The organism is Pseudogulbenkiania sp. MAI-1, from assembly GCF_000527175.1.
Taxonomy (GTDB): Bacteria; Pseudomonadota; Gammaproteobacteria; order Burkholderiales; family Chromobacteriaceae; genus Pseudogulbenkiania.
In genome coordinates this window covers 937,978-963,848 of sequence record NZ_AZUR01000001.1, presented here as the reverse complement: position 1 = coordinate 963,848, position 25,871 = coordinate 937,978, and the positions used below count along the sequence as shown (strand labels likewise).

Annotated in this window: 28 protein-coding genes; 23 read left to right on the top strand and 5 right to left on the bottom strand. The window is 63.8% G+C overall.

The window, feature by feature from the left end; translation table 11 throughout:
• Nucleotides 1–6 precede the first annotated feature (6 nt).
• Nucleotides 7–1,114 (top strand): peptide chain release factor 2 gene (gene prfB, locus PSEMAI1_RS0104425; protein WP_156943084.1). Its coding sequence is split into 2 segments (ribosomal slippage): nt 7–90 and nt 92–1,114, totalling 1,107 coding nucleotides; the frame shifts between segments, so codons are not numbered across the junction.
• Nucleotides 1,115–1,182: 68 nt separating this feature from the next.
• Nucleotides 1,183–2,685 carry a lysine--tRNA ligase gene (gene lysS, locus PSEMAI1_RS0104420; protein WP_024301701.1) on the top strand — a complete coding sequence of 501 codons (1,503 nt, stop codon included), beginning with the start codon at nt 1,183–1,185 and terminating at the stop codon, nt 2,683–2,685.
• A 193-nt stretch (nt 2,686–2,878) separates the two neighbouring features.
• On the opposite strand, the gene PSEMAI1_RS0104415 is transcribed toward lysS, so the two are convergent.
• On the bottom strand, nt 2,879–5,710 hold the full coding sequence (locus PSEMAI1_RS0104415) for an EAL domain-containing protein (RefSeq protein WP_024301700.1): 2,832 nt from the start codon (nt 5,708–5,710) through the stop codon (nt 2,879–2,881).
• Nucleotides 5,711–5,880: 170 nt separating this feature from the next.
• Between PSEMAI1_RS0104415 and PSEMAI1_RS0104410 the strand changes: the two genes are divergently transcribed.
• Both PSEMAI1_RS0104410 and ubiG read left to right on the top strand, forming a co-directional pair.
• Entirely contained in the window at nt 5,881–7,200 is a 1,320-nt protein-coding gene (locus PSEMAI1_RS0104410) for a TRZ/ATZ family hydrolase (RefSeq protein WP_024301699.1), read from the top strand.
• A gap of 5 nt (nt 7,201–7,205) precedes the next feature.
• Nucleotides 7,206–7,907: a bifunctional 2-polyprenyl-6-hydroxyphenol methylase/3-demethylubiquinol 3-O-methyltransferase UbiG gene (gene ubiG, locus PSEMAI1_RS0104405; RefSeq protein ID WP_024301698.1), complete on the top strand. Its 702-nt coding sequence runs from the start codon at nt 7,206–7,208 to the stop codon at nt 7,905–7,907.
• A gap of 112 nt (nt 7,908–8,019) precedes the next feature.
• On the opposite strand, the gene rpmG is transcribed toward ubiG, so the two are convergent.
• Nucleotides 8,020–8,175, bottom strand: coding sequence for a 50S ribosomal protein L33 (rpmG, locus tag PSEMAI1_RS0104400; RefSeq protein WP_008953150.1), 156 nt, complete (start codon nt 8,173–8,175; stop codon nt 8,020–8,022).
• Between the two features lie 34 nt (nt 8,176–8,209).
• A complete protein-coding gene (gene rpmB, locus PSEMAI1_RS0104395) occupies nt 8,210–8,443 on the bottom strand; it encodes a 50S ribosomal protein L28 (protein WP_008953151.1) in 234 nt (77 codons plus the stop codon).
• A 262-nt stretch (nt 8,444–8,705) separates the two neighbouring features.
• Here rpmB and PSEMAI1_RS0104390 point away from each other — a divergent pair, with 262 nt between their 5' ends.
• The 5 genes from PSEMAI1_RS0104390 (at nt 8,706) to PSEMAI1_RS0104370 (ending at nt 14,712) form a co-directional block, all read left to right on the top strand.
• Complete coding sequence (locus PSEMAI1_RS0104390) at nt 8,706–10,337, top strand: CTP synthase (RefSeq protein WP_024301697.1); 1,632 nt, start codon at nt 8,706–8,708, stop codon at nt 10,335–10,337.
• A 3-nt stretch (nt 10,338–10,340) separates the two neighbouring features.
• Nucleotides 10,341–11,192, top strand: a complete 852-nt coding sequence (gene kdsA, locus PSEMAI1_RS0104385) for a 3-deoxy-8-phosphooctulonate synthase (RefSeq protein ID WP_024301696.1) — start codon at nt 10,341–10,343, stop codon at nt 11,190–11,192.
• Nucleotides 11,193–11,274: 82 nt separating this feature from the next.
• Nucleotides 11,275–12,558 carry a phosphopyruvate hydratase gene (gene eno / locus PSEMAI1_RS0104380; RefSeq protein WP_024301695.1) on the top strand — a complete coding sequence of 428 codons (1,284 nt, stop codon included), beginning with the start codon at nt 11,275–11,277 and terminating at the stop codon, nt 12,556–12,558.
• A gap of 4 nt (nt 12,559–12,562) precedes the next feature.
• Nucleotides 12,563–12,853, top strand: coding sequence for a cell division protein FtsB (gene ftsB, locus PSEMAI1_RS0104375; RefSeq protein ID WP_024301694.1), 291 nt, complete (start codon nt 12,563–12,565; stop codon nt 12,851–12,853).
• 77 nt (nt 12,854–12,930) lie between these two features.
• Nucleotides 12,931–14,712 (top strand): diguanylate cyclase, encoded by a 1,782-nt coding sequence (locus tag PSEMAI1_RS0104370; RefSeq protein ID WP_024301693.1) that lies wholly within the window; start codon nt 12,931–12,933, stop codon nt 14,710–14,712.
• A gap of 64 nt (nt 14,713–14,776) precedes the next feature.
• Here the strand turns inward: PSEMAI1_RS0104370 and PSEMAI1_RS0104365 are convergent, their stop codons facing one another.
• Together PSEMAI1_RS0104365 and PSEMAI1_RS0104360 are read right to left on the bottom strand one after the other, a co-directional pair.
• On the bottom strand, nt 14,777–15,088 hold the full coding sequence (locus tag PSEMAI1_RS0104365) for an RnfH family protein (protein ID WP_156943083.1): 312 nt from the start codon (nt 15,086–15,088) through the stop codon (nt 14,777–14,779).
• Nucleotides 15,081–15,518 (bottom strand): type II toxin-antitoxin system RatA family toxin, encoded by a 438-nt coding sequence (locus tag PSEMAI1_RS0104360; RefSeq protein ID WP_024301691.1) that lies wholly within the window; start codon nt 15,516–15,518, stop codon nt 15,081–15,083. The genes PSEMAI1_RS0104365 and PSEMAI1_RS0104360 overlap by 8 nt, the downstream gene beginning before the upstream one ends.
• A 167-nt stretch (nt 15,519–15,685) precedes the next feature.
• Between PSEMAI1_RS0104360 and smpB the strand changes: the two genes are divergently transcribed.
• From smpB to PSEMAI1_RS0104290, 14 genes are all read left to right on the top strand, one after another.
• Nucleotides 15,686–16,132 carry an SsrA-binding protein SmpB gene (smpB, locus tag PSEMAI1_RS0104355; protein ID WP_024301690.1) on the top strand — a complete coding sequence of 149 codons (447 nt, stop codon included), beginning with the start codon at nt 15,686–15,688 and terminating at the stop codon, nt 16,130–16,132.
• 3 nt (nt 16,133–16,135) lie between these two features.
• Nucleotides 16,136–16,498 (top strand): hypothetical protein, encoded by a 363-nt coding sequence (locus PSEMAI1_RS0104350; RefSeq protein ID WP_024301689.1) that lies wholly within the window; start codon nt 16,136–16,138, stop codon nt 16,496–16,498.
• 55 nt (nt 16,499–16,553) lie between these two features.
• On the top strand, nt 16,554–18,137 hold the full coding sequence (gene guaA / locus PSEMAI1_RS0104345; protein WP_156943182.1) for a glutamine-hydrolyzing GMP synthase: 1,584 nt from the start codon (nt 16,554–16,556) through the stop codon (nt 18,135–18,137).
• 221 nt (nt 18,138–18,358) lie between these two features.
• Nucleotides 18,359–18,673 carry a YqjD family protein gene (locus PSEMAI1_RS0104340; RefSeq protein WP_024301687.1) on the top strand — a complete coding sequence of 105 codons (315 nt, stop codon included), beginning with the start codon at nt 18,359–18,361 and terminating at the stop codon, nt 18,671–18,673.
• Between the two features lie 18 nt (nt 18,674–18,691).
• Nucleotides 18,692–19,075 carry a phage holin family protein gene (locus PSEMAI1_RS0104335; RefSeq protein ID WP_024301686.1) on the top strand — a complete coding sequence of 128 codons (384 nt, stop codon included), beginning with the start codon at nt 18,692–18,694 and terminating at the stop codon, nt 19,073–19,075.
• A 3-nt stretch (nt 19,076–19,078) separates the two neighbouring features.
• Nucleotides 19,079–19,354 carry a hypothetical protein gene (locus tag PSEMAI1_RS0104330; protein WP_024301685.1) on the top strand — a complete coding sequence of 92 codons (276 nt, stop codon included), beginning with the start codon at nt 19,079–19,081 and terminating at the stop codon, nt 19,352–19,354.
• A 31-nt stretch (nt 19,355–19,385) separates the two neighbouring features.
• Complete coding sequence (tadA, locus tag PSEMAI1_RS0104325; protein WP_051460193.1) at nt 19,386–20,150, top strand: tRNA adenosine(34) deaminase TadA; 765 nt, start codon at nt 19,386–19,388, stop codon at nt 20,148–20,150.
• Nucleotides 20,128–20,619, top strand: coding sequence for a L,D-transpeptidase (locus PSEMAI1_RS0104320; RefSeq protein WP_024301683.1), 492 nt, complete (start codon nt 20,128–20,130; stop codon nt 20,617–20,619). Before tadA ends, PSEMAI1_RS0104320 begins: the two co-directional genes overlap by 23 nt.
• On the top strand, nt 20,606–21,268 hold the full coding sequence (locus PSEMAI1_RS0104315) for a L,D-transpeptidase (RefSeq protein ID WP_024301682.1): 663 nt from the start codon (nt 20,606–20,608) through the stop codon (nt 21,266–21,268). Before PSEMAI1_RS0104320 ends, PSEMAI1_RS0104315 begins: the two co-directional genes overlap by 14 nt.
• Before the next feature lie 238 nt (nt 21,269–21,506).
• Complete coding sequence (locus tag PSEMAI1_RS0104310; protein WP_024301681.1) at nt 21,507–22,937, top strand: circularly permuted type 2 ATP-grasp protein; 1,431 nt, start codon at nt 21,507–21,509, stop codon at nt 22,935–22,937.
• Between the two features lie 3 nt (nt 22,938–22,940).
• On the top strand, nt 22,941–23,867 hold the full coding sequence (locus PSEMAI1_RS0104305; protein ID WP_084612619.1) for an alpha-E domain-containing protein: 927 nt from the start codon (nt 22,941–22,943) through the stop codon (nt 23,865–23,867).
• The gene (locus tag PSEMAI1_RS0104300; RefSeq protein ID WP_024301679.1) at nt 23,867–24,658 is read left to right on the top strand and encodes a transglutaminase family protein; all 792 of its coding nucleotides are present in this window, start codon (nt 23,867–23,869) and stop codon (nt 24,656–24,658) included. The genes PSEMAI1_RS0104305 and PSEMAI1_RS0104300 overlap by 1 nt, the downstream gene beginning before the upstream one ends.
• A 60-nt stretch (nt 24,659–24,718) precedes the next feature.
• Complete coding sequence (locus PSEMAI1_RS0104295) at nt 24,719–25,453, top strand: peptidase (protein WP_024301678.1); 735 nt, start codon at nt 24,719–24,721, stop codon at nt 25,451–25,453.
• On the top strand, nt 25,450–25,860 hold the full coding sequence (locus tag PSEMAI1_RS0104290) for a DUF2721 domain-containing protein (RefSeq protein ID WP_024301677.1): 411 nt from the start codon (nt 25,450–25,452) through the stop codon (nt 25,858–25,860). The genes PSEMAI1_RS0104295 and PSEMAI1_RS0104290 overlap by 4 nt, the downstream gene beginning before the upstream one ends.
• Nucleotides 25,861–25,871 lie beyond the last annotated feature (11 nt).

The following is a 25,871-nucleotide window of genomic DNA, read 5'->3' as shown; positions in this document are numbered from 1 at the left end:
GTTGAGATGATCGAAGTGGAAGTCCTGAACCAGATCGATGCCAAGATTGCCGATCTGGCCGCCCGCACCAGCGCCATTCGGGGGTATCTTTGACTACGACGGCAAATGTGACCGTCTGGAAGAAGTCGTCCGCCTGACCGAAGACCCGGAAATCTGGAACGACCCCAAGCGCGCCCAGGATCTGGGCCGTGAACGCAAGCAACTGGAAGACGTGGTGCTGGTCATCGACGGTATCAGCAACACCGTCAACGACAGCCGCGACCTGTTCGACATGGCGCGCGAAGAAGACGACGCCGACACCATCCTGGCGGTGCAGGACGACCTGGCCCAAGCCGAGGCCAAGCTGGCCCAGCTCGAATTCCGCCGCATGTTCCACGACCCGATGGACCCGAACAACTGCTTCCTGGACATCCAGGCCGGCGCCGGCGGCACCGAGGCACAGGACTGGGCCGGCATGCTGCTGCGCATGTATACCCGCTACGCCGAGCGCAAAGGCTTCAAGGTCGAAATCCTGGAAGAATCCGAGGGCGAAGTGGCCGGCATCACCAGCGCCACCCTGAAGATCAGCGGCGAATATGCCTTCGGCCTGCTGCGCACCGAGACCGGCGTGCACCGCCTGGTGCGCGTCTCGCCGTTCGACTCCAACGCCCGCCGCCACACCTCGTTCTCGTCGGTGTTCGTCTATCCGGAAGTGGATGATTCGTTCGAGATCGAGATCAACCCGGCCGACCTGCGTGTGGACACCTACCGCGCTTCCGGCGCCGGCGGCCAGCACATCAACAAGACCGACTCGGCGGTGCGCATCACGCACAATCCGACCGGCATCGTGGTGCAGTGCCAGAACGACCGCTCGCAGCACCGCAACCGCGACGAAGCGATGCAGATGCTGCGCGCCAAGCTCTACGAGCTGGAAATGAAAAAGCGCAACGAAGCCAAGCAGGCGCTGGAAGACACCAAGACCGACGTGGGCTGGGGCCACCAGATCCGCTCTTACGTCTTCGACCAGTCGCGCATCAAGGATCTGCGCACCAGCTACGAGGTCGGCAACATCAAGTCCGTGATGGACGGCGACCTCGACGGCTTCATCGAGGAAAGTCTCAAGCAGGGCGTCTGAGCCTGGCCCTGCACACGGGGCGGAACCGCACCCTCCGCCCCCGACAAAGAATAGTCATTGGAGTGATCATGTCAGAACACGAACAAGCCGCCCCCGCCCTCGACGAAAACCAGATCATGGCGGAACGGCGCACCAAGCTGAAAGCCATCCGTGAACAGGGTGTCGCCTTCCCCAACGATTTCCGCCGCAGCCACATGGCACGCCAGCTGCACAACGCGCATGGCGAGAAAGAGCGCGAGCCACTGGAAGCGGAACAAATCGAGGTAGCCGTAGTCGGCCGCATGATGCTCAAGCGCGTCATGGGCAAGGCCAGCTTCGCCACGCTGCAGGATGGCAGCGGCCGCATCCAGATCTATGTCTCCAACGACAAGACCGGTGTCGAGCGGCACGATCAGTTCAAGCACTGGGACATGGGCGACATCGTCGCCGCCCGCGGCACGCTGTTCAAGACCAAGACCGGCGAGCTGACCGTCCAGGCCACCGAGGTGCGCCTGCTGTCGAAGAGCATCCGCCCGTTGCCGGAGAAATTCCACGGTCTGACCGACCAGGAACAGAAATACCGTCAGCGCTACCTCGATCTGATCATGAACGAGCAGTCGCGCGACGTGTTCACCAAGCGCTCGCAGATCGTGCAGGGTATCCGTTCCTACATGGTGAACGAGGGCTACCTGGAAGTCGAAACGCCGATGATGCACCCGATTCCGGGTGGCGCCACGGCCAAGCCGTTCGTCACGCACCACAACGCGCTCGACATGCCGCTCTACCTGCGCATCGCGCCGGAGCTGTACCTGAAGCGCCTGGTCGTCGGCGGCCTGGAGCGCGTGTTCGAAATCAACCGCAACTTCCGCAACGAAGGGATGAGCACGCGGCACAACCCCGAGTTCACCATGATGGAGTTCTACGAGGCGTACTCGGACTACCAGCGCATGATGGAAATGACCGAGGGCGTGATCCAGAAGCTGGCCAAGGAACTGCTCGGCACGCTGCACATCCAGTACCAGGGCAAGACCGTCGACCTGTCGAAGTTCGAGCGCCTGACCATCGTCGGCGCCATCAAGAAGTACAACCCGCACTACACCGACGAGCAGCTCCACGACCGCGCCTGGCTGAAGGACGAGATCGCCCGCCTGGGCGGCAAGCCGGTCCTGACCGACGGCATCGGCGGCCTGCAACTGTCGCTGTTCGAGGAGTGCGCCGAGAGCCAGCTGTGGAACCCGACCTTCATCGTCGACTACCCGGTGGAAGTGTCGCCGCTGGCGCGCGGTTCGGACAAGCATGCCGGCATCACCGAACGCTTCGAGCTGTTCGTGGTCGGCCGCGAACTGGCCAACGGCTATTCCGAGTTGAACGACCCGGAAGACCAGGCTGCCCGCTTCCTGGCCCAGGTGCAGCAGAAGGACGCCGGTGACGACGAGGCGATGCACTACGACGCCGACTACATCCGCGCACTGGAATTCGGCCTGCCGCCGACCGGCGGCTGCGGCATCGGCATCGACCGCCTGGTGATGCTGCTGACCGACGCCCCGTCGATCCGCGACGTCATCCTGTTCCCGCAGATGCGTCCGGAATAATAACCGACAAGCCCGACTGCAACACACGAAACCCGCACCCATTGGCTGTGCGGGTTTTTTGTATCCAGCGGAGCGGTCCCGATGGGGACGCCCTACGGGGCAGCAATAGCGCCTCTCGGGCCGGCAAGCAAAAAAGCGTGGCCGAAGCACAATGCGTCGGCCACGCTTTTTGTCGGCGCCACGGCGGCGCCGGTCAGACGCTGGATGCCAACATCTCCGGCAGCAGCACGCCCTTCTCCAGCAGTTTCTCGAACTCCTTGGCCGGGACCGGCTTCGCCAGCAGATAGCCCTGGGCCGCGTGACAGCCCTCACGGTCGAGGAATTTCCACTGTTCGATGGTTTCCACCCCTTCCGCGATCACCGTCATGTTCAGGTTCTTGGCCATGTTGATGATGGCGCGGGCGATGGCGGAATCGTCCGCATCCATCGGAATATCACGCACGAAGGAGCGGTCGATCTTCAGCTTGTCCGCCTTGAAACGCTTGAGGTAGGACAGACTGGAATAGCCGGTGCCGAAGTCGTCGATCGACAGCTGCAGACCCATGCTCTTGATGCGGTCGATGGTGAGGATGGTCGTTTCGACATCGTCCATGATCACGCTCTCGGTCACCTCGACGTCCAGGTCGCCGCCCGACAGGCCATGCGCCGACAGCGCCTGATGCAAGTTCACCGCCAGATCCTGCTGCTTGAACTGCAGCGTCGACAGGTTCACGGCCAGCGAAATGCGCGGCAGGCCCTGGCGGCGCCATAGCGCCAGCTGACGACACGCCTCCTGGATCACCCAGTTGCCGATCTGCACGATGAAGCCGCGCTCCTCGGCCACTTCGATGAAGCGTACCGGCCCCAGCAAGCCCAGATCGGGGTGCTGCCAGCGGATCAGCGCTTCGGCGCCGATGATCTGCCCGGTTTTGAGGTTGACCTGCGGCTGGTAGTGCAGCACGAACTCGTCGCGCTCCAGCGCGTAGCGCAGCTGGCTCTCGATCTCGAGGATTTCGCGCGCCCGCGCGTTCAGATCGGCGGTATAGAACTTGTAGCTGTTGCGTCCGGCTGACTTGGCGTGGTACATGGCGGCGTCGGCGTTGCGCACCAGGGTCTCGAAGTCGCGGCCGTCGTCCGGGAACACGCTGATGCCGATCGACGGGGTGATCGAGATCGAATGGTTGAACAGCTCCACCGGCGGCTCCAGCACCTCGCGGATACGCTCGGCCGCCAATGCCGCGCTGCCCGGATCGGCGATCAGCGGCAGCAGCACGATGAACTCGTCGCCCCCCTGGCGCGCCACCACCTCGCCGGTCAACAGCGTCGAGCGGATGCGCTCGGCCAGCACCTGCAGCAAGGCGTCGCCGGCGGAGTGGCCGAGCGACTCGTTGATGGTCTTGAAGCGGTCGAGGTCGAGCAGCAAGAGCGCCAGCCGTTCGTTGTCGCGTGTGGCGTTCTGGATCGCCAGTTCGACGCGGTCCTGGATATGCGCGCGGTTCGGCAAGCCTGTCAGCACATCGAAATGCGCCAGGAACTGGATGCGTTCGTCGGCCGCCTTGCGCTCCGACAGATCGCTGAAGACAGCCACGTAATGGGTGACTTCACCCACCGCATTGCGGACGGCATTGATCGCCAGCCACTCCGGATAGACTTCGCCGTTCTTGCGGCGATTCCACAGTTCGCCCTGCCAGGAGCCGTGCTCGGTGATGGCGCTCCACATCGCCTCGTAGAACGTTTCGTCGTGACGGCCGGATGACAGCATGTCCGGCTTCTGCCCCAGCACTTCCTGCTGACTGAAGCCGGTGATCTGGCTGAACGCCTTGTTGACGCTGCGGATGCGCTTGTCGGCGTCAGTGATCATGATGCCTTCGACGGTGTTCTCGAACACCTTGGCCGCCAGTTGCATGCGCTCTTCCGCCACGCGCTTCTCGGAGATGTCGCGCACCATGCGCCACACGGCGTTGATGCGACCGAAGGAATCACGCATCGCCACGGTCTTCACGCTGACCGGGACGACGTTACCGAAACGGTTGATGTAGCTGGCCTCGAACTCGTCGCAGTAGCCGAAGCGCAGCACCTTGTTATCGAGGTTGAAGCGTTCCAGCCCTTCGCTCTCGGGCGCGATCAGCGACCAGAAATTCTGCAGCTTGAGCTGGTCGAGGCTGTAGCACATCAGGTTGAGGAAGGCCGGGTTGGCGTCGATCACCTGGCCGTCGAGCGAGCTGATCACGATGCCGTCGAGGTTGGACCAGAACAGCTCGCGGTACTTGTTCTCGGAACGGCGCAGGGCATCCTCGACCTCGCGGCGCCGGGCGATGTCCGACTCCAGCGCCAGGGTCTTGGCGCGCAACTCGTCGATCAGGCGCTTGAGTTCGGCGCGGGTCCACTCGAGATGGCGCCCCAGCCGCCCGATCTCGTCCTTGCGCTCCCAGACGAAGGGGGTATCCAGATGCAGCTCGGCCAGATGGGTCGCCTGCTCGGTCAGCGTCCGCATCGGTTTCAGGAAGCGGGAATGCAGAATGCCGACGATCAGCAGGATGGACAGCCCCAGCTGGGCGAACAGGATCATCAGCAGGTTCTTGAGCTGGTTGCCCTGGGCGATGGCCAGGTGTTCGGTATCGAATTCGATGGTGACCTGGCCGATCTCCTCGCCGCGGTAGATGACCGGCTTCTGCACGAAGGACACGCTGCCGAGGCGGCGTTCGCTGCGCAGCGCATAGAGAAAGACCGTGTTGGACTGGGTATCGGTCACTCGCACCGAAATGACCCGATCATCCTCCATCACCGACGCGATCAGCGGGCTGCCGGCCTGGCGGCTGAGGTTCCACAGCGGCTCCTGCATGCCCAACGCCACGATATCCAGCAGGCGGCGCTGGTCGGTCTCCAGCTGCGCCACCATGTTGTCGCGCTGCAGGCCGAAGCCCAGCACCGTGATGATGGAGGCCGGGATCAGCACGCCGAGAATCACGGCAGCGAGCACCACGACCCGGAGCGAAAAGCGCGAAGAGACGGTCTGGTTGACGACTGATTGGCGCGACGATGTCATGTTTTTATGGTCCATCAGGGTCAAGCGGGGTCAGATCCCGGCATTTAGTTGTTATTGATACGTTTACCTAATTCGGGCGGGAGTATACCCCTACCCGTCGATTGCCTTGCCTGTTTCACGCGCCTACAATCCGCAGAACTTATACCAAAGGATAGGCAGTTCGAGCAAAGATGACACGACCACAGTATGACATGACGGTCAGCGCGCGCTGGATGATCACCGTCGAAACGGACGGCGAGGTGCTGGAGAATCATGCCATAGCCATCAAGAATGGCAGAATCGAAGCAATTATGCCAGCCGGCCAGCTTGCGGCGGTTTCCGCCACACGGCATGTCGATCTGCCGCACCATGTGCTGATGCCCGGCCTGATCAACCTGCACGGCCACTCGGCCATGACCCTGCTGCGCGGCCTGGCCGACGACAAGGCGCTGATGGACTGGCTGAACAACCATATCTGGCCGGCCGAAGGCAAGCACGTACGCGACGATTTCGTGTTCGACGGCGCGCTGATCGCGATGGCGGAGATGATACGCGGCGGCACCACCACCATCAACGACATGTATTTCTACCATGCCGCCATGGCCCGTGCCGGCTTGGCCTCGGGTATGCGGACCTTCGTCGGCTGTTCCATCCTGGAGTTTCCGACCAACTACGGCGCCAACGCCGACGACTACATCAGCAAGAGCCTGGCCGAGCGCCGCGAATTCCTCGGCGAAGAACTGGTCACCTTCACGCTGGCGCCGCATGCGCCGTACACCGTGTCCGACGACACCTTCCGCAAGGTGGCGATGCTGGCCGAGCAGGAAGACATGCTGATCCACTGCCACATCCACGAAACGGCGGACGAGGTCAGCGGCAGCGTGCAGGAACGCCAGCAACGCCCGCTGGCCCGCCTGAAGGAGCTGGGCCTGTTGTCGCCGCGGCTGATTGCCGCGCACATGGTGCACCTCACCGACGAGGAAATCGAACTGGTGGCGCGTCATGGCGTGTCGGTCGCGCACAACCCCGCTTCCAACATGAAACTGGCCTCGGGCATCGCCCCGGTGAAGAAGATGCTGGATGCCGGCGTGACGGTTGGCATCGGCACCGACGGCGCCGCCTCCAACAACAAGCTCGACATGCTGGCCGAAACCCGCCTCACCGCGCTGCTGGCCAAGGTGGGCACGCTCGACCCGACCGCCGTCCCCGCCGCCACCGCCATCCGTATGGCCACGCTCAACGGCGCCAAGGCGCTCGGCATCGACGACAAGGTCGGCAGTATCCGGGTCGGCAAACAGGCCGACCTGATCGCCCTCGATCTGTCCGCCATCGAGACCGCGCCGGCATTCGACCCGATCTCGCACGTGGTCTATGCCGCCGGCCGTGAACAGGTGACGCACACCTGGGTCAAAGGAGAGGCGCTGCTGAGCGAGCGCACCCTCACCACGCTGGACGAAGCGGCCCTGAAGGCCAAGGCCGCCGACTGGCGCAACCGCATCCTGGCAAAGTGAAGAACATGAGCAACGTCGACGAACTGGAGCTGGACAAATTCAGCCAGCTAGCCCACAAGTGGTGGGACAAGGAAAGCGAATTCAAGCCGCTGCACGAGATCAACCCGCTGCGGCTGGGCTACATCGACAGCCGCGCCGCGCTAGCCGGCAAGACCGTGCTCGACGTCGGCTGCGGTGGCGGCATCCTGGCCGAGAGCATGGCGCAGAAAGGCGCCCACGTGACCGGCATCGACCTGGCCAAGAAATCGCTGAAGGTGGCGCAGCTGCACAGCCTCGAAACCGGCGTCAGCGTCGATTACCGCTGCGTGGCGGTGGAAACGCTGGCCGAAGAGCTGCCGGCGCACTTCGACGTGGTGACCTGCATGGAAATGCTGGAACACGTGCCGGACCCGGAGAGCGTGGTGCGCAGCTGTGCGCAGCTGGTCAAGCCGGGCGGCTGGGTGTTCTTCTCCACTCTCAATCGCAACGCCAAGTCCTACCTGCTGGCGGTGCTGGCGGCCGAGTACCTGCTCGGCATGCTGCCGCGCGGCACGCACGAGTACGGCCGCTTCATCAAGCCGTCTGAGCTCGGCCGCATCGCCCGCCACGCCGGACTCGAGCTGGAGGACGTCTCCGGTATGAGCTACAACCCGCTGACCCGGGTGTACTCGCTAAGCAGCGACACCGACGTCAACTATCTGATCGCTACGCGCCGCCCGCTCGCCTGATGGACAAGGCCGCCCTCCCCTATGGGGAGCAGCGGCCTTGATGAGAACAGGCAACAAAAAACCCTTCGCCGTGCACCAGCGAAGGGTTCTTCATATAGAAAGCAAGCGTCGATTACTTCAGCTTGGTTTCTTTGTAGGTCACGTGTTTACGTGCGACGGGATCAAATTTCTTGATCTCCATCTTTTCCGGCATCGTGCGCTTGTTCTTCGTGGTGGTGTAGAAGTGGCCAGTGCCGGCGGTGGATTCCAGTTTAATCTTATCGCGCATGGTATACCTCAGTCGCTATCTTGATGAGCCGCTATCAGATCTCGCCGCGTGCGCGCAGATCGGCCAGGACTACTTCGATACCCAGCTTGTCGATGGTACGCAGTGCGGCGTTGGATACGCGCAGACGCACCCAGCGGTTTTCGCTCTCTACCCAGAACTTGCGATATTGCAGGTTCGGCAGGAAACGACGTTTCGTCTTGTTGTTGGCGTGGGAAACATTGTTCCCGGTCATCGGACGCTTGCCGGTGACTTTGCAAACTCGCGCCATGGTTAAACTCCCAAAACCGGTAAAAGCTGGCTTTATAACATAGAAACAGGCAGATAGGCAAGGAAAACCGTTCACACGGCGACTCGCCCTCTACCCGGAATGATTGCTGTCGATTATACCCGATTCCATGCCGACAGACAGCAAAAATGCATCCCGCTCGACCGCTCCATCCTGGACGGGTTGGCGTGGCCGGCGCCATATGACGGTTCAACTCTCGCCGGTTTCGGGTTAAAATCCAAGATTCCGTTACAAGCGTGTTCCCATGACCAAGTACATCTTCGTCACCGGCGGCGTGGTGTCCTCCCTCGGCAAAGGCATTGCCGCGGCGTCTATCGCTGCCATCCTCGAGTCTCGTGGCCTGAAGGTCACCATGTTGAAGCTCGATCCCTACATCAACGTGGACCCGGGCACCATGAGCCCGTTCCAGCACGGCGAAGTGTTCGTGACCGAAGACGGCGCCGAAACTGACCTCGACCTTGGCCACTATGAACGCTTCATCCACGCCAAGATGAAGAAGAGCAACAACTTCACCACCGGCCAGGTGTACGAATCCGTCATCACCAAGGAGCGTCGCGGCGACTACCTTGGCGGCACCGTGCAGGTGATCCCGCACATCACCGACGAAATCAAGCACAAGGTCCACGAAGGCGCCGGCGATGCCGACGTCGCCATCGTCGAGATCGGCGGCACGGTGGGCGACATCGAATCGCTGCCCTTCCTCGAAGCCATCCGTCAGCTGCGCTCCAACCTCGGCCGCAAGAACACGCTGTACGTGCACCTGTCCTACGTGCCGTTCATCGCTGCGGCCGGCGAGATCAAGACCAAGCCGACCCAGCACTCGGTGCGCGAACTGCGCGAAATCGGCATCCAGCCCGACATCCTGCTGTGCCGCATGGACCGCGAGCTGCCGGAAGACGAGAAGCGCAAGATCGCCCTGTTCTGCAACGTCGAAGAAAACGCCGTGATCGGCTGCTACGACTCGGACAGCATCTACAAGGTGCCGAGCTTGCTGCACGCCCAGGGTATCGACGACATCATCTGCGAACAGCTACAGCTGGAGCTCCCCAAGGCCGATCTCTCGGTGTGGGACCGCATCATCGACGCCATCGAGCATCCCGAGCACGAAATCAACATCGCCATGGTCGGCAAGTACGTCGACCTGACCGAATCGTACAAATCGCTGTCCGAAGCGCTCAAGCACGCTGGCATCCACACCAAGAGCCAGGTCAACATCCATTACGTCGACTCGGAAGAAGTCGAGCGCGACGGCTGCGCCACGCTGAAGGACATGGATGCGATCCTGGTGCCGGGCGGCTTCGGCAAGCGCGGCGTCGAAGGCAAGATCAAGGCGGTTAAGTACGCCCGCGAGAACAAGATTCCCTATATGGGCATCTGCCTCGGCATGCAGATCGCGCTGATCGAGTACGCCCGCGACGTGGCCGGCCTCAAGGGCGCCAACTCCACCGAGTTCGACCTCGAAACCGAATACCCGGTGGTGGCGCTGATCGACGAGTGGGTCAACCACGACGGCAAGATCGAGAAGCGCGACGCCAACTCCAACCTGGGCGGCACCATGCGCCTGGGCGGCCAGGCCTGCGACCTCGAGCCGGGCTCGCTGGCGGCACGCATCTACGGCGCCACCAGCATCGTCGAGCGCCATCGTCACCGCTACGAAGTGAACAATTACTACGTTCCGCGACTCGAAGAAGCCGGACTCACCATCAGCGGCCGTTCCGCCGGTCACGAGAAGCTGGTGGAAACCATCGAGATCAAGGACCACCCCTGGTTCTTCGCCTGCCAGTTCCACCCGGAATTCACCTCCACCCCGCGTGACGGCCACCCGTTGTTCATCGCTTACGTGAAGGCGGCACTGGCTCACCAGCAAGGGAAGTAAACGATGCAATTGTGCGGATTCGAAGTCGGCCTCGACCAGCCGTTTTTCCTGATTGCCGGTACCTGCGTGATCGAGAGCGAGCAGATGGCGCTCGACACCGCGGGCCAGCTGAAGGAAATCACCAGCGCGCTGGGTATCCCGTTCATCTACAAGTCGAGCTACGACAAGGCCAACCGCTCCTCCGGCAAGTCGTTCCGCGGCCTCGGCATGGACGAGGGGCTGCGCATCCTGGCCGAGGTACGGCGCCAGATCGGCGTGCCGGTGCTCACCGACGTGCACACCGAAGCCGAGGTGCCACATGTGGCGGCCGTGGTGGACGTGCTGCAGACGCCGGCCTTCCTGGCGCGCCAGACCGACTTCATCCGTGCCGTGGCGCAAAGCGGCAAGCCGGTCAACATCAAGAAGGGCCAGTTCATGGCGCCTTCCGACATGAAGAACGTCATCGACAAGGCCCGCGACGCGGCGCGTGAGGCCGGCCTGTCCGAAGACCGCTTCATGACCTGCGAACGCGGCGCCTCGTTCGGCTACAACAACCTGGTGTCCGACATGCGCTCGCTCGCCATCATGCGCGAGACCGGCTGCCCGGTGGTGTACGACGCGACCCATTCGGTGCAGCTGCCGGGCGGCCAGGGCACCGCCTCGGGCGGGCAGCGCGAGTTCGTGCCGGTGCTGGCGCGCGCCGCCGTCGCCGCCGGCGTCGCCGGCGTCTTCATGGAAACCCACCCCAACCCGGAGAAGGCGCTGTCCGACGGCCCCAACGCCTGGCCGCTGGGCCGCATGCAGGAACTCCTGGCCACGCTCAAGGGCATCGACGCGCTGATCAAGGCGGGGCCGTTGCCCGAACAGTCACTGTAACCATTTGACTACATTTCGGCCAACCTTTACGGTTGGCCGAAGCATTTGCTTGACTAACACACCTAGAACAAAGGGAACAGACATGAGTTCGATCATCGATGTGGTCGCCCGCGAAATCCTGGACTCGCGCGGCAATCCGACGGTTGAGGCCGACGTACTGCTGGAATCGGGCGTGATGGGCCGTGCCGCCGTGCCGTCCGGCGCCTCCACCGGCGAAAAGGAAGCGCTGGAGCTGCGTGACGGCGACAAGAGCCGCTACCTGGGCAAGGGCGTGCTCAAGGCCGTGGAAAACATCAACACCGAGATCTGCGAAGCCATCATCGGTCTGGACGCGGCCGACCAGGCCTTCATCGACAAGACCATGATCGAACTCGACGGCACCGAGAACAAGGGCCGCCTGGGCGCCAACGCCATGCTGGCGGTATCGATGGCCGTGGCCCGCGCCGCCGCCGAAGACGCCGGTCTGCCGCTGTACCGCTACCTCGGCGGCGCCGGCCCGATGGCCCTGCCGGTACCGATGATGAACGTCATCAACGGCGGTGCGCACGCCAACAACACCCTGGACATCCAGGAATTCATGATCATGCCGGTGGGTGCCGCGACCTTCCGCGAAGCGCTGCGCTGTGGCGCCGAGATCTTCCACTCGCTGAAGAAGCTGTGCGACCAGAAGGGCTACTCGACCACCGTCGGTGACGAAGGCGGTTTCGCCCCGAACCTGGCCACCCACGAAGACGCCATCAAGCTGATCCTCGACGCCATCGACGCCGCCGGCTACGTACCCGGTCAGGACGTGATGCTGGCACTCGACTGCGCTTCGTCCGAGTTCTACAAGGACGGCCAGTACCACCTGTCCGCCGAAGGCCTGTCGCTCAGCTCCGAGCAGTTCGCCGACTACTTGGAAACGCTGGTCAACAACTACCCGATCATCTCGATCGAAGACGGCATGAGCGAGCACGACTGGGCCGGCTGGAAGATCCTGACCGAACGCCTGGGCAAGCGCGTGCAGCTGGTGGGCGACGACCTGTTCGTGACCAACCCGGCCATCCTGGGCGAAGGCATCCAGCAGGGCCTGGCCAACTCGCTGCTGGTCAAGGTCAACCAGATCGGCACGCTGAGCGAAACCCTGAAGGCCGTCGACCTCGCCAAGCGCTCGGGCTACACCAGCGTGCTGAGCCACCGCTCCGGCGAAACCGAGGACAGCACCATCGCCGATCTGGCCGTGGCCACCAACTGCATGCAGATCAAGACCGGCTCGCTGTCGCGCTCCGACCGCATGGCCAAGTACAACCAGCTGCTGCGCATCGAAGAAGAGCTGGGCGACGCCGCCTACTACCCGGGCCGCTCCGCCTTCTACCACCTGAAGTGATCCCATGCGCTGGCTGACCCTGGTCCTGGTCGTCCTGATCACTGCCCTGCAATGGCCGTTATGGTTCGGCAAGGGCAGTTGGCTCAGGGTCTGGCAGCTGGACAAGCAACTTCAGGAACAGCGTGCGGTCAACCAGACCTTGATCGCACGCAATGCCGCCCTCGATGCCGAAGTCGGCGACCTCAAGCGGGGCACCGATGCCATCGAGGAGCGCGCACGCAATGAGCTTGGCATGATCCGCCAAGGTGAGGTATTTTTCCAATTGCTGGACCCGTTGGGCAAATCGCGGCCATGAACAGATGATTGCCTCGGGTTTTTGCATTCTGATCAAAACTAATGATGGCTGGCTATAAAAGCTCCAGGATCTGGGCAATGACAACAAACAACCCCATCGAAGTCGCCCGTGAAACACTAAAGCAGCTCAGCACGCGCAAGCTGCTGCCCACCCCGGAAAACTACGAGCGAGTCTACCAGGAGCTCACCCAAACCCCGGTCGAGCGGGAAAACAAGCTAGCCACGCAACTGCTGCGAGCCCTGGAAACCCTGTCCAACGACGACACGGCAGCCAGGGCCATGCTGCAGCGCCTGCAACTCCTCATCAAGGCCTCCCACTGGGAACAGGTGCCCCAACTGGTGATCGATTTCGCCAGGCAGAGCTACGCTTCCCAGCAGCTCGCCCAGGAATGGGGCGTCCTGATCGAGAGTCTGATCAAGAGCTGGGATCTGCGCCAGCCCGATTTTCCGCAACACTTCAAGCAAGCGGGGCTGGAACGCTTGCTGATCACCTATGGCAAGCAACCGAACGAGCTCAACAAGAAGCTCAGCTCACTGATCCAGACCTGGAACACCCCGCTGCGTGAGCGCGACCTTGCGCAGGAAGAGGCGCTGCCGTCCGAAGCACCGGCGGCCGTCATGGAACAGCCCGCCACCTGGAGCACGTGGCAGCGCATCCTGTGCTTTGCGCTGAAACACGGCCTGGAGCCGCGCCTGCTGCCCTATCCGGACTTGGTGCTGAACCTCGAGGCCATGATCGGCGAAGTGGAGAGCCTGGCCGACGAGGCCGCGCTCAACAGCCTGCTGCCGCGGCTGCGTGCCTTCATGATAAAGGTGGAGCTCTACACCCAGCAGGAAGGGCGGCTGGTCACCGGGCTATCCAACCTGCTCAAGCTGCTGCTCGACAACATCGCCGAGGTCAACCGTTCCGACAGCTACATGGTCGGGCAGATCGTCACGCTGCAGGAAGTGCTGTCGCAAGAGCCCTTGTCGATGCAGCAGATCTACCAGTTGGAAACCAGTCTGAAGGAGGTCATCCGCAAGCAGGGGGCGCTCAAGAACTCGCTGGACGAGGCCGCCAGCTCGCTGCGCAACCTGCTGGATCGTTTCGTCTCGCGGCTGGCCAGCATGACCGACAGCACCGACGAGTTCCACAGCAAGATCAGCACGCACAGCACCCGGCTCAGGGAAATCCAGAACGTCGAGGACCTGGCCCCTATCATCAGCTCGCTGATGGAAGACACCACGACGATGCAGCTCAACCTGGTCAAGTCGCGCGACGAACTCTTGTCGTCACGCGAGCAGGTCGAATCCGCCGAGTACCGCATCAAGGAACTGGAGATTGCGCTGGAAGCGGCCAGCGCCAAGGTGAAGGAAGACCAGCTGACCGGCGCCTACAACCGGCGCGGCCTGGCCGAACACTTCCAGCGCGAAATCAGCCGCGCCGAGCGCACCAACAGCCCGCTGTCGGTAGCGCTGATCGACGTCGACAACTTCAAGCAGCTGAACGACCACTATGGCCACCTGACCGGTGACGATGCACTGAAGCATCTGGTCAGCGTTGCCCGCCACACCATGCGCCCTTCCGACATCGTGGCGCGTTTCGGCGGCGAAGAATTCGTCATCCTGCTGCCGGACACCCCACCGCCGGAGGCCATCCAGGCCATCCAGCGCCTGCAGCGCGAACTGACCAAGACCTTCTTCCTGGCCAACAACGACCGTCTGCTGATCACCTTCAGCGCCGGGGTCGCCAAATGGCACTTGGGCGAGCGCGACACCGACGTGATCGAACGGGCCGATCAGGCCATGTACCAGGCCAAGATCACCGGCAAGAACCGGGTCTGCTCGGCCGAGGCGGACGAGAACCACGCGCCCCTCTGATACCGTTCCCCTTCAAGTCAAACGGCCCATGCGGGCCGTTTTGATTTTTTGGAAAGGCGCCAGCTCACCCCTGGCCTCCCCCCTTCTTCATGGCCTTGCCCGCCTCGGCACGGCGCCGGCGCACCTCCTTGGGGTCGGCGATCAAGGGCCGGTAGATTTCCACCCGGTCATGCTCGCGCAACACGGCGTCCGGCTTCACCGCCTTGCCGAACACCCCCAGCTGGAGATTGGCCAGATCGATTTCCGGAAACTGCTCGGCAATACGCGACAGCTCCACAGCCTGCCGGGCCGTGGTTCCCGGCTCCACGGTCAGCTTGGCGATCAACTGGCGTTCCGGCCGGGCGTAGGCCACTTCAATCTCGATCGGATTAGTCATCGCCATAGATCCTGTCGGCTTCCCTGATGAAGGCGTCCACCAGCGAACCGGAAATGTGGCCGAACACCGGCCCGATCAGTTTTTCCAGCAGGTGGCTGGAAAAACGGTAGGTCAGACGGAATTCGATCTTGCAGCCGATGTTGCCCAGCGGATGGAAGTGCCAGCGCCCCTGCAGATGCTCGAACGGACCTTCAACCAGTTCCATACTGATCGTTTCGCCGTCGACATTGACGTTGCGTGTGGTGAAATGCTGGCGAATCTTCAGGTAATCGATATGCAAGCTGGCAATCAGCTGATTGCCGACACGTTCGTGGACCTCGGCTTTCCCGCACCAGGGCAGGAAGCGGGGATAGTGCGCCACATCGTCCACCAAGGCGAACATTTGTTCGGCCGTGTGGGGCACCAGGACATTCTTTTCAACAACCAGCATGGCAACAGGGAATGCAAAAACCATTAACTTACACCAAGCGGGGCGGGCCTGCCATGGCCGACGCAGGCACCGCTCTCGGAACCCGCCCCAAACCACTGAAATGACTCGACTTTAGCGATGGCGCCGGTATCTGCTAGAATAACGAATTCTCTTACCCACACATGCCCATGAGCATCATCGACAACCGCAAGGCCTACCACGATTATTTCATCGAGGAAAAGCTCGAAGCCGGGCTCGTGCTCGAAGGCTGGGAAGTCAAGTCGATCCGGGCCGGCCGCGTGCAGCTCAAGGAGAGCTACGTCATCTGGAAGAACGGCGCCTTCTGGCTGTTCGGCTGCCACATCTCGCCGCTGCAATCCGCCTCGACCCACGTCAAGCCCGACCCGACGCGCACCCGCAAGCTGCTGCTGAACCAGTCTCAGATCAACAAGTTCATCGGCAAGGTGGAGCGGGCCGGCTACACCATGGTCGCGCTCGACCTGCACTACACCAAGGGCCGGATCAAGGCCGAGATCGGGCTCGCCAAGGGCAAGAAGCTGCATGACAAGCGCGAAAGCGCCAAGGAACGCGAGCTCGACCGCGAGAAGCAACGCTTCCTCCGAGACCGGGGATAAGCCATGAAGACCAGTGTCTCGCTGCCGATTCTACTGATCACGCTGGGCTCGCTGTGGTTCCTGAAGAGCACCTACCTGTTGCCGGAAACCTCGACCCTGCTGGCCCTGCTGCTGGTGGTGGCAGGGGTCATCCTGTTCGTCATCGACGGTTTCAACAAATCCTCGCTGGTGACGGGCCCGATGCTGATGTACGGCGGCACCGCCGTCTACCTGTACGACTCCGCCGGCCTGCGCATGAGCCACGTGCTGTCGCTGGGCATGGTGCTGATGGGCATCCTGCTGCTGTTGGCGCGCAGCGACCGCATTCCGGAACGCAGCCTACGCCGCAGAGCATCCGGCGAGCGCTTGCCCGACGACGGGCGTTGAACAAGACAACTCATTGCATGACCAGGGCCGCAAGGCCCGTTCTCCATTATCAAGGATAGGCATGGACAAGATCCTCATTCTCGACTTCGGCTCTCAGGTTACCCAGCTGATCGCCCGTCGTATACGCGAAGCCCACGTTTACTGCGAACTGCACCCGTTCGACATGCCGATCGACGAGATCCGCGCCTTCGCCCCGAAAGCGGTCATCCTGTCCGGCGGCCCGAACTCGGTGTACGAGTCGGACTACCAGGCCGACCCGGCCGTGTTCGAACTGGGTGTGCCGGTACTGGGCATCTGCTACGGCATGCAGTTCATGGCCCAGACCCTGGGCGGCAAGGTGGAAGCCGGCGAGAAGCGCGAATTCGGCTACGCCGAGATCAAGGCCCGCCACCACTCCAAGGTCTTCGAAGGCCTGCAGGACCGCATCGACGACGCCGGCAACGGCTACCTCGACGTGTGGATGAGCCACGGCGACAAGGTTGTCGAATTGCCGGCCGGCTTCCATGTCATCGCCGAGACCCCTTCCTGCCCGATTGCCGCCATGGCCGACGAGGACCGCGGCTTCTATGCCGTGCAGTTCCACCCGGAAGTGACCCACACCAAGCGCGGCACCGAGATGCTGCACCGCTTCGTGCTGCACGTGGCGGGCGCCAAGCCGTCTTGGACCATGCCGAACTACATCGAGGAAGCGATCCAGAAGATCCGCGAGCAGGTGGGCGATGAGGAAGTCATCCTCGGCCTGTCCGGCGGCGTGGACTCCTCGGTGGCCGCCGCGCTGATCCACCGCGCCATCGGCGAGCAGCTCACCTGCGTCTTCGTCGACCACGGCCTGTTGCGCCTGAACGAAGGCAAGATGGTGATGGAGATGTTCGCGCAGAACCTGGGCGTGAAAGTGATCCACGTCGACGCCAGCGACCAGTTCATGGGCAAGCTGGCCGGCGAGACCGATCCGGAGAAGAAGCGCAAGATCATCGGCGCCGAGTTCGTCGAGGTGTTCCAGCGCGAATCGGGCAAGCTGACCAACGCCAAGTGGCTGGCCCAGGGCACCATCTACCCGGACGTGATCGAATCGGCCGGCGCCAAGACCAAGAAGGCGCACGCCATCAAGAGCCACCACAACGTGGGCGGCCTGCCGGAAGACATGAACCTGAAGCTGTTGGAGCCGCTGCGCGACCTGTTCAAGGACGAAGTGCGCCAGCTGGGCGTGGCGCTCGGCCTGCCGCACGACATGGTGTACCGTCACCCGTTCCCGGGTCCGGGCTTGGGTGTGCGCATCCTCGGCGAAGTGAAAATGGAGTATGCCGACCTGCTGCGCCGCGCCGACGCCATCTTCATCGAAGAGCTGCGCAACACCATCGACGAGAAGACCGGCAAGAGCTGGTACGACCTCACCAGCCAGGCCTTCGCCGTGTTCCTGCCGGTGAAGTCGGTGGGCGTGATGGGCGACGGCCGCACCTACGACTACGTCGTCGCACTGCGCGCCGTGATCACCAGCGACTTCATGACCGCGCACTGGGCCGAACTGCCGTACAGCCTGCTGGGCCGCGTCTCCAACCGCATCATCAATGAAGTCCGCGGCATCAACCGCGTGGTCTACGATGTGAGCGGCAAGCCGCCGGCAACGATCGAGTGGGAATAAGCCCTCTCCCATTCCAGCATCAAAATCACGGCCCTGCCTTTGCGCAGGGCCTTTCTTGCCTGTTGGTCGACAACATCGGGGATTTTGCCCTCACCGAACCGCTTGGACTCGACGCCTGATGTCATAGACTGTTAGGGTAACAGCATGTTTCCATGCTGAAGGATGCGGCAGACCGCCGCTTCCCTCCTCTTTCCGTTTCACCACGCACCAGGAGGATCGCCATGAACGAGCAAACTTTTGCCGCCGAGAAGGAACAACTGCTGCAGGACGTCCGCCATGTCTTGTCCAGCACCGAGGAGCTGCTCACCACGGCCGGCGAGGAAGGCGGCGAGAAGGCCCAGCAGCTGCGCCAGCGCCTGGCCGACAAGCTGAAGGAAGCCAAAGCCAAGCTAACCGAGGCCGAGCAGGTGGTGGTCGGCAAGGCCAAGGTGGCAGCCAAGGCGACCGACCAGTACGTGCATGACAACCCGTGGAAATCGATCGGCATCGCCGCCGTGCTCGGCTTCCTGCTGGGCCTGCTGGTTTCCCGTCGTTAAAGCCAGGTCCGCCCGCCAATGCCGGAACACACCACACCACCCCGCCCCGGCACGCTGCGCTCGCTGTTGGGCGGCTTCGTGGCCCTGGCGCTGACCCGGGCCGAGCTGTTCGGCCTGGAGGCCGAGGAGCAGAAGGAACAGCTGCTGCGCAACACCCTGATCGGGGTGGCGGCGCTGGTCTGCCTGCTCATCGGCCTCATGGCAGCGTTGCTGTTCGTGGTGCTGCTCACCCCACCTCAGTGGCGCGTGACGCTGCTCGGCCTGCTCATGCTGCTGTTCGCCGCGCTCGGCCTCGGCGCCTTGCTGCAGTTGCAGCGCCGTTTGAGCCGGCAACCCGCGCCGTTCGCCACGACGCTGGCCGAGGTGCGCAAGGACTGGGAAACCCTGAGCGGACGCGAGTAAGCCATGACGCCACAACAACGCGCCATCAAGAAAGAGCTGCTGCTGATGAAGGGCGAGGCGCTGCGCCTGAAGCTGCGTATGGAGCTGAAGGCCATGCAGCAGCCGATAAGCCTGGCCGGCGAGGGCTGGCGCACGTGGGGCACGATCAGGCGCCTGGGACCGCTGTTCGGCGTACTGGGCAGCCTCATTCCCGGCAAGCGCCTGCGCCGGCTGTTGTTGGGCGGCGCCCGCGCCTTGCTGCTGTGGCAGGTGGCACGCAAGCTCTGGTCGCGCCTGTGAGCTCACCCGCGCTGGCGGTATAATCGGCGCCATGACGGCACTGAGCTCGCCCCCTCTTCCTCCCAACACCCTCCACCATCTGGCCACGCTGGGCATCGCCAGCCGCGAAGCGTTGCGTACCCAGGGAGTGGTACATACCTTTCTGCTGCTGAAGGCGGCCGGCCATACCGTGACGCAGCGCCTGCTGTTCGCGCTGGAAGCGGCGGCGCGCGGCGTGCACTGGCAGGAACTCGACGACGCCGACCGTGCCCAATTGAAACGGATGCTGCATGATCACGCGCCGGTACGCCTGCCGCCGCCAGCCGACGAAGCACAACGCTTCATGGCCGAGGCGATCCGCCAGGCCGAGGCGGCGGCGGCGCAGGGCGAGGTGCCGGTCGGTGCGGTGGTGGTGCATGAAGGCCGCATCATCGGCCGCGGTTTCAACCGCCCGGTCAGCAGCCACGATCCGTCGGCCCATGCCGAGATGGTGGCCTTGCGCGAGGCGGCCGCGGCGCTCGGCAATTATCGCCTGAGCGGCTGCGACCTGTACGTGACGCTGGAGCCGTGCCCGATGTGCGGCGGCGCGATCCTGCACAGCCGGCTCGACCGGGTGGTCTACGGCGCCACCGACCCCAAGATCGGTGCCGCCGGCAGCGTGCTGAACCTGTTCAACGAACGCGCCCTGAATCACCAGACGGCGCTGTTCGGGGGGGTGGAAGCGGCGGCGTGCGGGCAGTTGTTGAGCGATTTTTTCCGCCGGCGCCGAACGGCCTATCAACATGACGAGAACGATGAAACTCCGCGTATCGATTGAGCGCCAGACGCTGATGCTGTTTAACGACGCCGGCCGCCTGCTGCGCCGCTACCCCGTGTCCACCGCCGCCTTGGGCGCCGGCGAGGTGCGCGGCAGCTACCAGACGCCACGCGGGCGCCACATCGTGCGCGCCAAGATCGGCGCGGGTGTGCCGGCCGGCGCGGTATTCAAGGCGCGCCGCTGGACCGGGGAAATCTGCACCGCCGAGGCCTACGCAGCCCAGCCCGAGCGCGACTGGATCCTGAGCCGCATCCTGTGGCTGTCGGGCTGCGAGGTCGGACGCAACCGTCTCGGGCAGGTCGATACCATGCGCCGCTACATCTACCTGCACGGCACGCCGGATCAGATCGAGCTGGGCCGTCCCAGTTCGCACGGCTGCGTGCGCATGCGCAACAGCGATATCATCGAGCTGTTCGATCTGGTGCCGTGCGGCACCGAAGTGGAGATCGTCGAGCATGAGCCGGTTTAGTTTCGCAGTAGCCGCCGGCCTCGCACTGGCGTCGGCGGCGCTGCACGCGGCGGAGCCCCCTCCGGTCGAGGTGCCGCCACCCGCCGAGGCCGGCTTCCTCCTTGCGCAGCAGACGGCCGGCCCGCTGCTCGCCACCCGCCCCAACCCGCAGCAGTACGGCAAGCCGTGGATTCTGGTCGGGGTGAAATCGCAGTCGCTGACCTTCTACGACGGCTGGGGGCTGGTGCAGCACCGCTACAGCGTGTCCACCGCCAGAAACGGCGTCGGCGAGCTGGTCAACAGCTACATGACGCCGCGCGGCTGGCATCGGGTGTGCGAGAAGATCGGCGACGGCGCCGAGGAGAACACCATCATCTTCCGGCGCCAGGTCACGCCGTGGAAGTACACGCCGGCACTGCACGCGCAGTACCCCGACAAGGACTGGATCCTGACGCGCATCCTGTGGCTGTGCGGCATGGAACCGGGCAAGAACCAGGGCGGCGACGTCGACAGCTACGACCGCGCCATCTACATCCACGGTGCCGGCGAGCACGTCGCCTTCGGCACCCCGACTTCGCTGGGCTGCGTGCGCATGCGCAATCCCGATGTCGTCGAATTGTTCCAGCAAGCCGAACTCGGCACCGACGTGCTGATCGACGAGAACGGCTGACCCCTGGGCCAACCCGGCCGGGTTGGCCCCCCTCCATCCCGCACCGCACCATGATGGGCCGCCGCGCCCGCCCAATCCCTTCCCCGGTGCCTTATGACGTCGTTCTTGGTGCATAAGTCTCGCCACCTTCCGCCGATTCGGCTTTCCCCCATGGCACATGCCTTGCTAAGTCAAGACCAAGGCCACGCCACTTCTCCAGCTGGCCCACCCGAACAACATCAAGACAAGGGAGATTCCCATGCATGCGCTAACGCTGCCCCATTCGTCCCACTACGACGAGATGCTGCTCTCCAGCGGCGCGGTCCGTCCCCACTACCAGGGCTTTGCCGAGTGGCTGCAGGCCCAGACTCCGGAAGCGCTGGCGCGCAAACGAGAAGAAGCCAACCAGCGCTTCCATCGCGTCGGCATCACCTTCTCGGTCTACGGCGACGAGTCCGGTGCCGAGCGCCTGATCCCGTTCGACACCATTCCGCGCATCCTGCCCGCCAGTGAATGGCGCGCACTGGAGGCCGGCATGCGCCAGCGGGTCAAGGCGCTCAACGCCTTCCTGCACGACATCTACCACGACCACGCCATCGTCAAGGCCGGCATCATCCCGGCCGAGCAGGTGTTCACCAACGCCCAGTACCAGCCGGCGATGCAGGGCATCGACCTGCCCGACCAGATCTACGCCCACATCACCGGGGTCGACATCATCCGCCACGCCGACGGCCAGTACTACGTGCTGGAAGACAACCTGCGTGTACCGTCCGGGGTGTCCTACATGCTGGAAAACCGCAAGATGATGATGCGGCTGTTCCCCGAACTGTTCGCACGCCACGCCGTGGGCATGGTCGACCAGTATCCGGCGCTGCTGTTGTCCACGCTGCGCCAGGCCAGCCGGGTGGACAACCCGACCGTGGTGGTGCTGACGCCGGGCCACTACAACAGCGCCTACTTCGAACACGCCTTCCTCGCCCAGCAGATGGGAGTGGAACTGGTGGAGGGGCGCGACCTGTTCGTGCGCGACGACCACGTCTACATGCGCACCACCGCCGGCCACAAGCAGGTGGACGTGATCTACCGCCGCATCGACGACGCCTTCCTCGACCCGCTGGCGTTCCGCCCCGACTCGATGCTCGGCGTGCCCGGCCTACTGTCGGCCTACCGCCAGGGCAACGTGATCCTGGCCAACGCCATCGGCACCGGCGTGGCCGACGACAAGTCGATCTACCCCTACGTACCGGAGATGATCCGCTTCTATCTGGGCGAGGAGCCGCTGCTCAACAACGTGCCGACCTGGCAGTGCCGCAAGCCGGAAGACCTGCAGTACGTGCTGGCCCATCTGGACGAGCTGGTGGTGAAGGAGGTTCACGGTGCCGGCGGCTACGGCATGCTGATCGGCCCGGTGGCGAGCGAGGAGGAGAAGCAGCTGTTCCGCGACAAGCTCGCGGACGACCCGGCCGGCTACATCGCCCAGCCGACCTTGTGCCTGTCGTCGTGCCCGACCTTCGTCGAGGCCGGCATCGCGCCGCGCCATCTCGATCTGCGGCCGTTCGTGCTGTCGAGCGGCAAGGACATCTCCATGGTGCCCGGCGGGCTGACGCGGGTGGCTCTGAAGGCCGGCTCGCTGGTGGTGAATTCATCGCAAGGCGGCGGCACCAAGGATACCTGGGTATTGGAGGACTGAATCATGATGCTATCGCGTACTGCCGACCACCTGTTCTGGATGGGCCGTTACATGGAACGGGCGGAAAACCTCGCCCGCCTGCTCGAAGTGAGCCACGCCATCTCGCTGATGCCGCGCTCGCACAACGGCGGCGCCGAGATCAGCGCGCCGCTGGCGCTGACCGGCCAGCTGGCGGATTTCCAGAGCCGGCATGAGGACATCACGCCGGCCAAGGTGCTGCACTACATGGCCTACGACCTGACCAACCCGGCCTCGATCCTGTCGGCGCTGCGCAGCGCGCGCGAGAACGCCCACGCGGTGCGCGGCAAGATCAGCTCGGACATGTGGATGTCGCTCAACGCCAGCTGGCTGGAAGGACGCAAGCTGGCCGAACAGGGCGAGGACTTCCAGCTGTTCTTCGACTGGGTGAAGGAGCGCGCCCACCTCTGCCGCGGCGCCACCTACAGCACCATGCGCCGCAGCGACGCCTTTTATTTCATCCGGCTGGGCACCTTCCTGGAACGGGCCGACAACACTGCGCGCCTGCTCGACGTGAAAAGCCACCTGATGCCCGACCAGCAAAGCGCCGACAGCACCGACTACTACACCTGGAGCACGCTGCTGCGTGGCCTGGGAGCGTTCGAGGCTTATCACGAGACCTACCGCGACACGCTCAACGGCACGCGCGTGATCGACCTCTTGCTGCTGCGCGAGGACATGCCGAGGAGCCTGAGAGCCTGCTTCGACGAGATCCGCCAGGCGTTGGCGCAGATCCAGGGCGACAACGGCCGGCCGGCGCGGCGGCTCGCCACCGAACTCAACGCCGCGCTGGAGTTCACCGCGCTCGAAGAGGTGTTCGACGAAGGGCTGCACCCCTTCCTGTGCCGCATGCAGAGCGAGATCAACCGGCTGGGCGAATCGATCCAGCGCGCCTATCTGGAGGCGGCGTGATGAAGCTCTCGATCCGCCACAGCACACAGTACCGGTACGCCGAGCCCGCCTCGCGCAGCACCCAGTACCTGCGCCTCACCCCGCGCTCCAACCGCCACCAGCAAATCCTGTCCTGGCGGCTGATACTGCCGGCACCGGCCAGCCAGAGCATCGATGCCTTCGGCAACATCACCCACCTGATGACGCTGGAGGCGCCGCACGACAGCATCGAGCTGGTTGCCGAAGGCGTGGTCGAGACCCGGACCGACGGCTGGGAGGACGACGCAGGCGGACTCAATCCCTTGGTGTTCCTGCGCTCGACCCCGCTCACCAACGCCGGCGAGGCCATCGAGGAACTGGCGCGCAAGGCCGCCCGGCCGGGGGACAAGGCCGCCAAGCGTTTGGCGGCGCTGTCACAAGCGGTGCTGGCCGCCATGCCCTACACCGCCGGCGTGACCGACGCATCCACCACGGCCAGTGCCGCCCTGGCACTGGGCGCCGGCGTGTGCCAGGACCACACCCAGGTGTTCATCGCCGCCTGCCGCCACCTAGGCTACCCGGCGCGCTACGTCAGCGGCTACCTGCTGAGTGGCGCGGTCGATCACGCGGCCAGCCACGCCTGGGCCGAGGTGTACGCCGATGGTGGCTGGCTGGCGTTCGACATCAGCAACCAGTGTACGGCGGACGATCATCACCTTAAACTGGCGGTCGGTCTCGACTACCTCGACGCCTGCCCGGTGCGCGGCATGCGCCGCGGCGGCGCCGGCGAAACGATGCACGCCCACGCGGCGGTAGAACAACACGACAATTAACGCTTGCAACCGGGGAGACTGGCCGAGGGTCGCTTCCCGGCCTTCACGGATTTCCCGACCATGACGTACTGTGTGGCCATTCGCCTGGAGAGCGGACTGATCTTCGCCTCCGACTCCCGCACCAACGCGGGCGTGGACAACATCGCCACGTTCCAGAAAATGCATACCTTCGACATTCCCGGCCGCCTGCGGCTGGTGATGATGACCTCCGGCAACCTGGCCACCTCGCAGAGCGTGGCCAGCTTGCTCGACCTGAAGAGCCGGCAGGATGGGCCGGGCTCACTGTGCCGCATCGGTTCGCTGTATGACGCGGCGGTGCTGGTGGGCCAGACGCTGCGCGAGGTGATCGCCCGCGACGGCGGCGGCGACGGCCCGGTGGACCTGGGCTCCTGCTTCCTGCTCGGCGGCCAGCTGGCCGGCGAGCGGCCGCGCCTGTTCAACATCTACCCTCAGGGCAACTTCATCGAGGCGACCGCGGACACGCCGTATTTCCAGATCGGCGAGACCAAGTACGGCAAACCGATCCTCGACCGCGTGCTGAACTACCGTTCCTCGCTGGAAGAGGCCATCCGCTGCGCCCTGATCTCACTCGACTCGACCATGCGCTCGAACCTGTCGGTGGCCTTGCCGATCCACCTGATGTGGCACCGCAACGACGATTTCACGCCGCGCGCGCCGCGGTGCATCGGCGAGGACGACGGCTATTTCCGCGAGCTGCGCGCCGCCTGGGGGCGCGGCATCAAGGACACCTTCGCCGCCCTGCCCGCCACCCCGTGGCATGGGGAGCTGGCATGAACACCCCCTTGTCGCTGACCACCCCGGCGCTGCTGTTCCCGGCCATCTCGCTGCTGCTCCTGGCGTACACCAACCGCTTCCTCGGCCTGGCCAGCATCATCCGCCACCTGTTCGAGGACTACCAGAACAATCCCGAGGACAAGATCATCCAGCAGATCGGCAACCTGCGCAGTCGGATCCATCTCATCAAGTGGATGCAGTTCCTCGGCGTGGGTAGCCTGTTCCTGTGCGTGGTGACGATGCTGCAGATCTATGTGGAGATGGCGGTAAGCGCCCAGTACACCTTCGGCGTCAGCCTGTTGCTGATGATGGCTTCACTGGCGCTGTCGCTGGTGGAATTGCGCATGTCGTCCGACGCGCTGAACATCCTGCTGTCTGACCTGGAGGAGAAGCATGGCCAGGGCTGAGTCGGCTACAG

What these genes read in the sequence shown, in the direction of transcription:
- lysS (WP_024301701.1), top strand. Translation starts at nt 1,183, where the DNA reads ATGTCAGAACACGAACAAGCCGCCCCCGCCCTCGACGAAAACCAGATC.
- PSEMAI1_RS0104415 (WP_024301700.1), bottom strand. Translation starts at nt 5,710, where the DNA reads ATGACATCGTCGCGCCAATCAGTCGTCAACCAGACCGTCTCTTCGCGC.
- PSEMAI1_RS0104410 (WP_024301699.1), top strand. Translation starts at nt 5,881, where the DNA reads ATGACACGACCACAGTATGACATGACGGTCAGCGCGCGCTGGATGATC.
- ubiG (WP_024301698.1), top strand. Translation starts at nt 7,206, where the DNA reads ATGAGCAACGTCGACGAACTGGAGCTGGACAAATTCAGCCAGCTAGCC.
- rpmG (WP_008953150.1), bottom strand. Translation starts at nt 8,175, where the DNA reads ATGCGCGATAAGATTAAACTGGAATCCACCGCCGGCACTGGCCACTTC.
- rpmB (WP_008953151.1), bottom strand. Translation starts at nt 8,443, where the DNA reads ATGGCGCGAGTTTGCAAAGTCACCGGCAAGCGTCCGATGACCGGGAAC.
- PSEMAI1_RS0104390 (WP_024301697.1), top strand. Translation starts at nt 8,706, where the DNA reads ATGACCAAGTACATCTTCGTCACCGGCGGCGTGGTGTCCTCCCTCGGC.
- kdsA (WP_024301696.1), top strand. Translation starts at nt 10,341, where the DNA reads ATGCAATTGTGCGGATTCGAAGTCGGCCTCGACCAGCCGTTTTTCCTG.
- eno (WP_024301695.1), top strand. Translation starts at nt 11,275, where the DNA reads ATGAGTTCGATCATCGATGTGGTCGCCCGCGAAATCCTGGACTCGCGC.
- ftsB (WP_024301694.1), top strand. Translation starts at nt 12,563, where the DNA reads ATGCGCTGGCTGACCCTGGTCCTGGTCGTCCTGATCACTGCCCTGCAA.
- PSEMAI1_RS0104370 (WP_024301693.1), top strand. Translation starts at nt 12,931, where the DNA reads ATGACAACAAACAACCCCATCGAAGTCGCCCGTGAAACACTAAAGCAG.
- PSEMAI1_RS0104365 (WP_156943083.1), bottom strand. Translation starts at nt 15,088, where the DNA reads ATGACTAATCCGATCGAGATTGAAGTGGCCTACGCCCGGCCGGAACGC.
- PSEMAI1_RS0104360 (WP_024301691.1), bottom strand. Translation starts at nt 15,518, where the DNA reads ATGCTGGTTGTTGAAAAGAATGTCCTGGTGCCCCACACGGCCGAACAA.
- smpB (WP_024301690.1), top strand. Translation starts at nt 15,686, where the DNA reads ATGAGCATCATCGACAACCGCAAGGCCTACCACGATTATTTCATCGAG.
- PSEMAI1_RS0104350 (WP_024301689.1), top strand. Translation starts at nt 16,136, where the DNA reads ATGAAGACCAGTGTCTCGCTGCCGATTCTACTGATCACGCTGGGCTCG.
- PSEMAI1_RS0104340 (WP_024301687.1), top strand. Translation starts at nt 18,359, where the DNA reads ATGAACGAGCAAACTTTTGCCGCCGAGAAGGAACAACTGCTGCAGGAC.
- PSEMAI1_RS0104335 (WP_024301686.1), top strand. Translation starts at nt 18,692, where the DNA reads ATGCCGGAACACACCACACCACCCCGCCCCGGCACGCTGCGCTCGCTG.
- PSEMAI1_RS0104330 (WP_024301685.1), top strand. Translation starts at nt 19,079, where the DNA reads ATGACGCCACAACAACGCGCCATCAAGAAAGAGCTGCTGCTGATGAAG.
- tadA (WP_051460193.1), top strand. Translation starts at nt 19,386, where the DNA reads ATGACGGCACTGAGCTCGCCCCCTCTTCCTCCCAACACCCTCCACCAT.
- PSEMAI1_RS0104320 (WP_024301683.1), top strand. Translation starts at nt 20,128, where the DNA reads ATGAAACTCCGCGTATCGATTGAGCGCCAGACGCTGATGCTGTTTAAC.
- PSEMAI1_RS0104315 (WP_024301682.1), top strand. Translation starts at nt 20,606, where the DNA reads ATGAGCCGGTTTAGTTTCGCAGTAGCCGCCGGCCTCGCACTGGCGTCG.
- PSEMAI1_RS0104310 (WP_024301681.1), top strand. Translation starts at nt 21,507, where the DNA reads ATGCATGCGCTAACGCTGCCCCATTCGTCCCACTACGACGAGATGCTG.
- PSEMAI1_RS0104305 (WP_084612619.1), top strand. Translation starts at nt 22,941, where the DNA reads ATGATGCTATCGCGTACTGCCGACCACCTGTTCTGGATGGGCCGTTAC.
- PSEMAI1_RS0104300 (WP_024301679.1), top strand. Translation starts at nt 23,867, where the DNA reads ATGAAGCTCTCGATCCGCCACAGCACACAGTACCGGTACGCCGAGCCC.
- PSEMAI1_RS0104295 (WP_024301678.1), top strand. Translation starts at nt 24,719, where the DNA reads ATGACGTACTGTGTGGCCATTCGCCTGGAGAGCGGACTGATCTTCGCC.
- PSEMAI1_RS0104290 (WP_024301677.1), top strand. Translation starts at nt 25,450, where the DNA reads ATGAACACCCCCTTGTCGCTGACCACCCCGGCGCTGCTGTTCCCGGCC.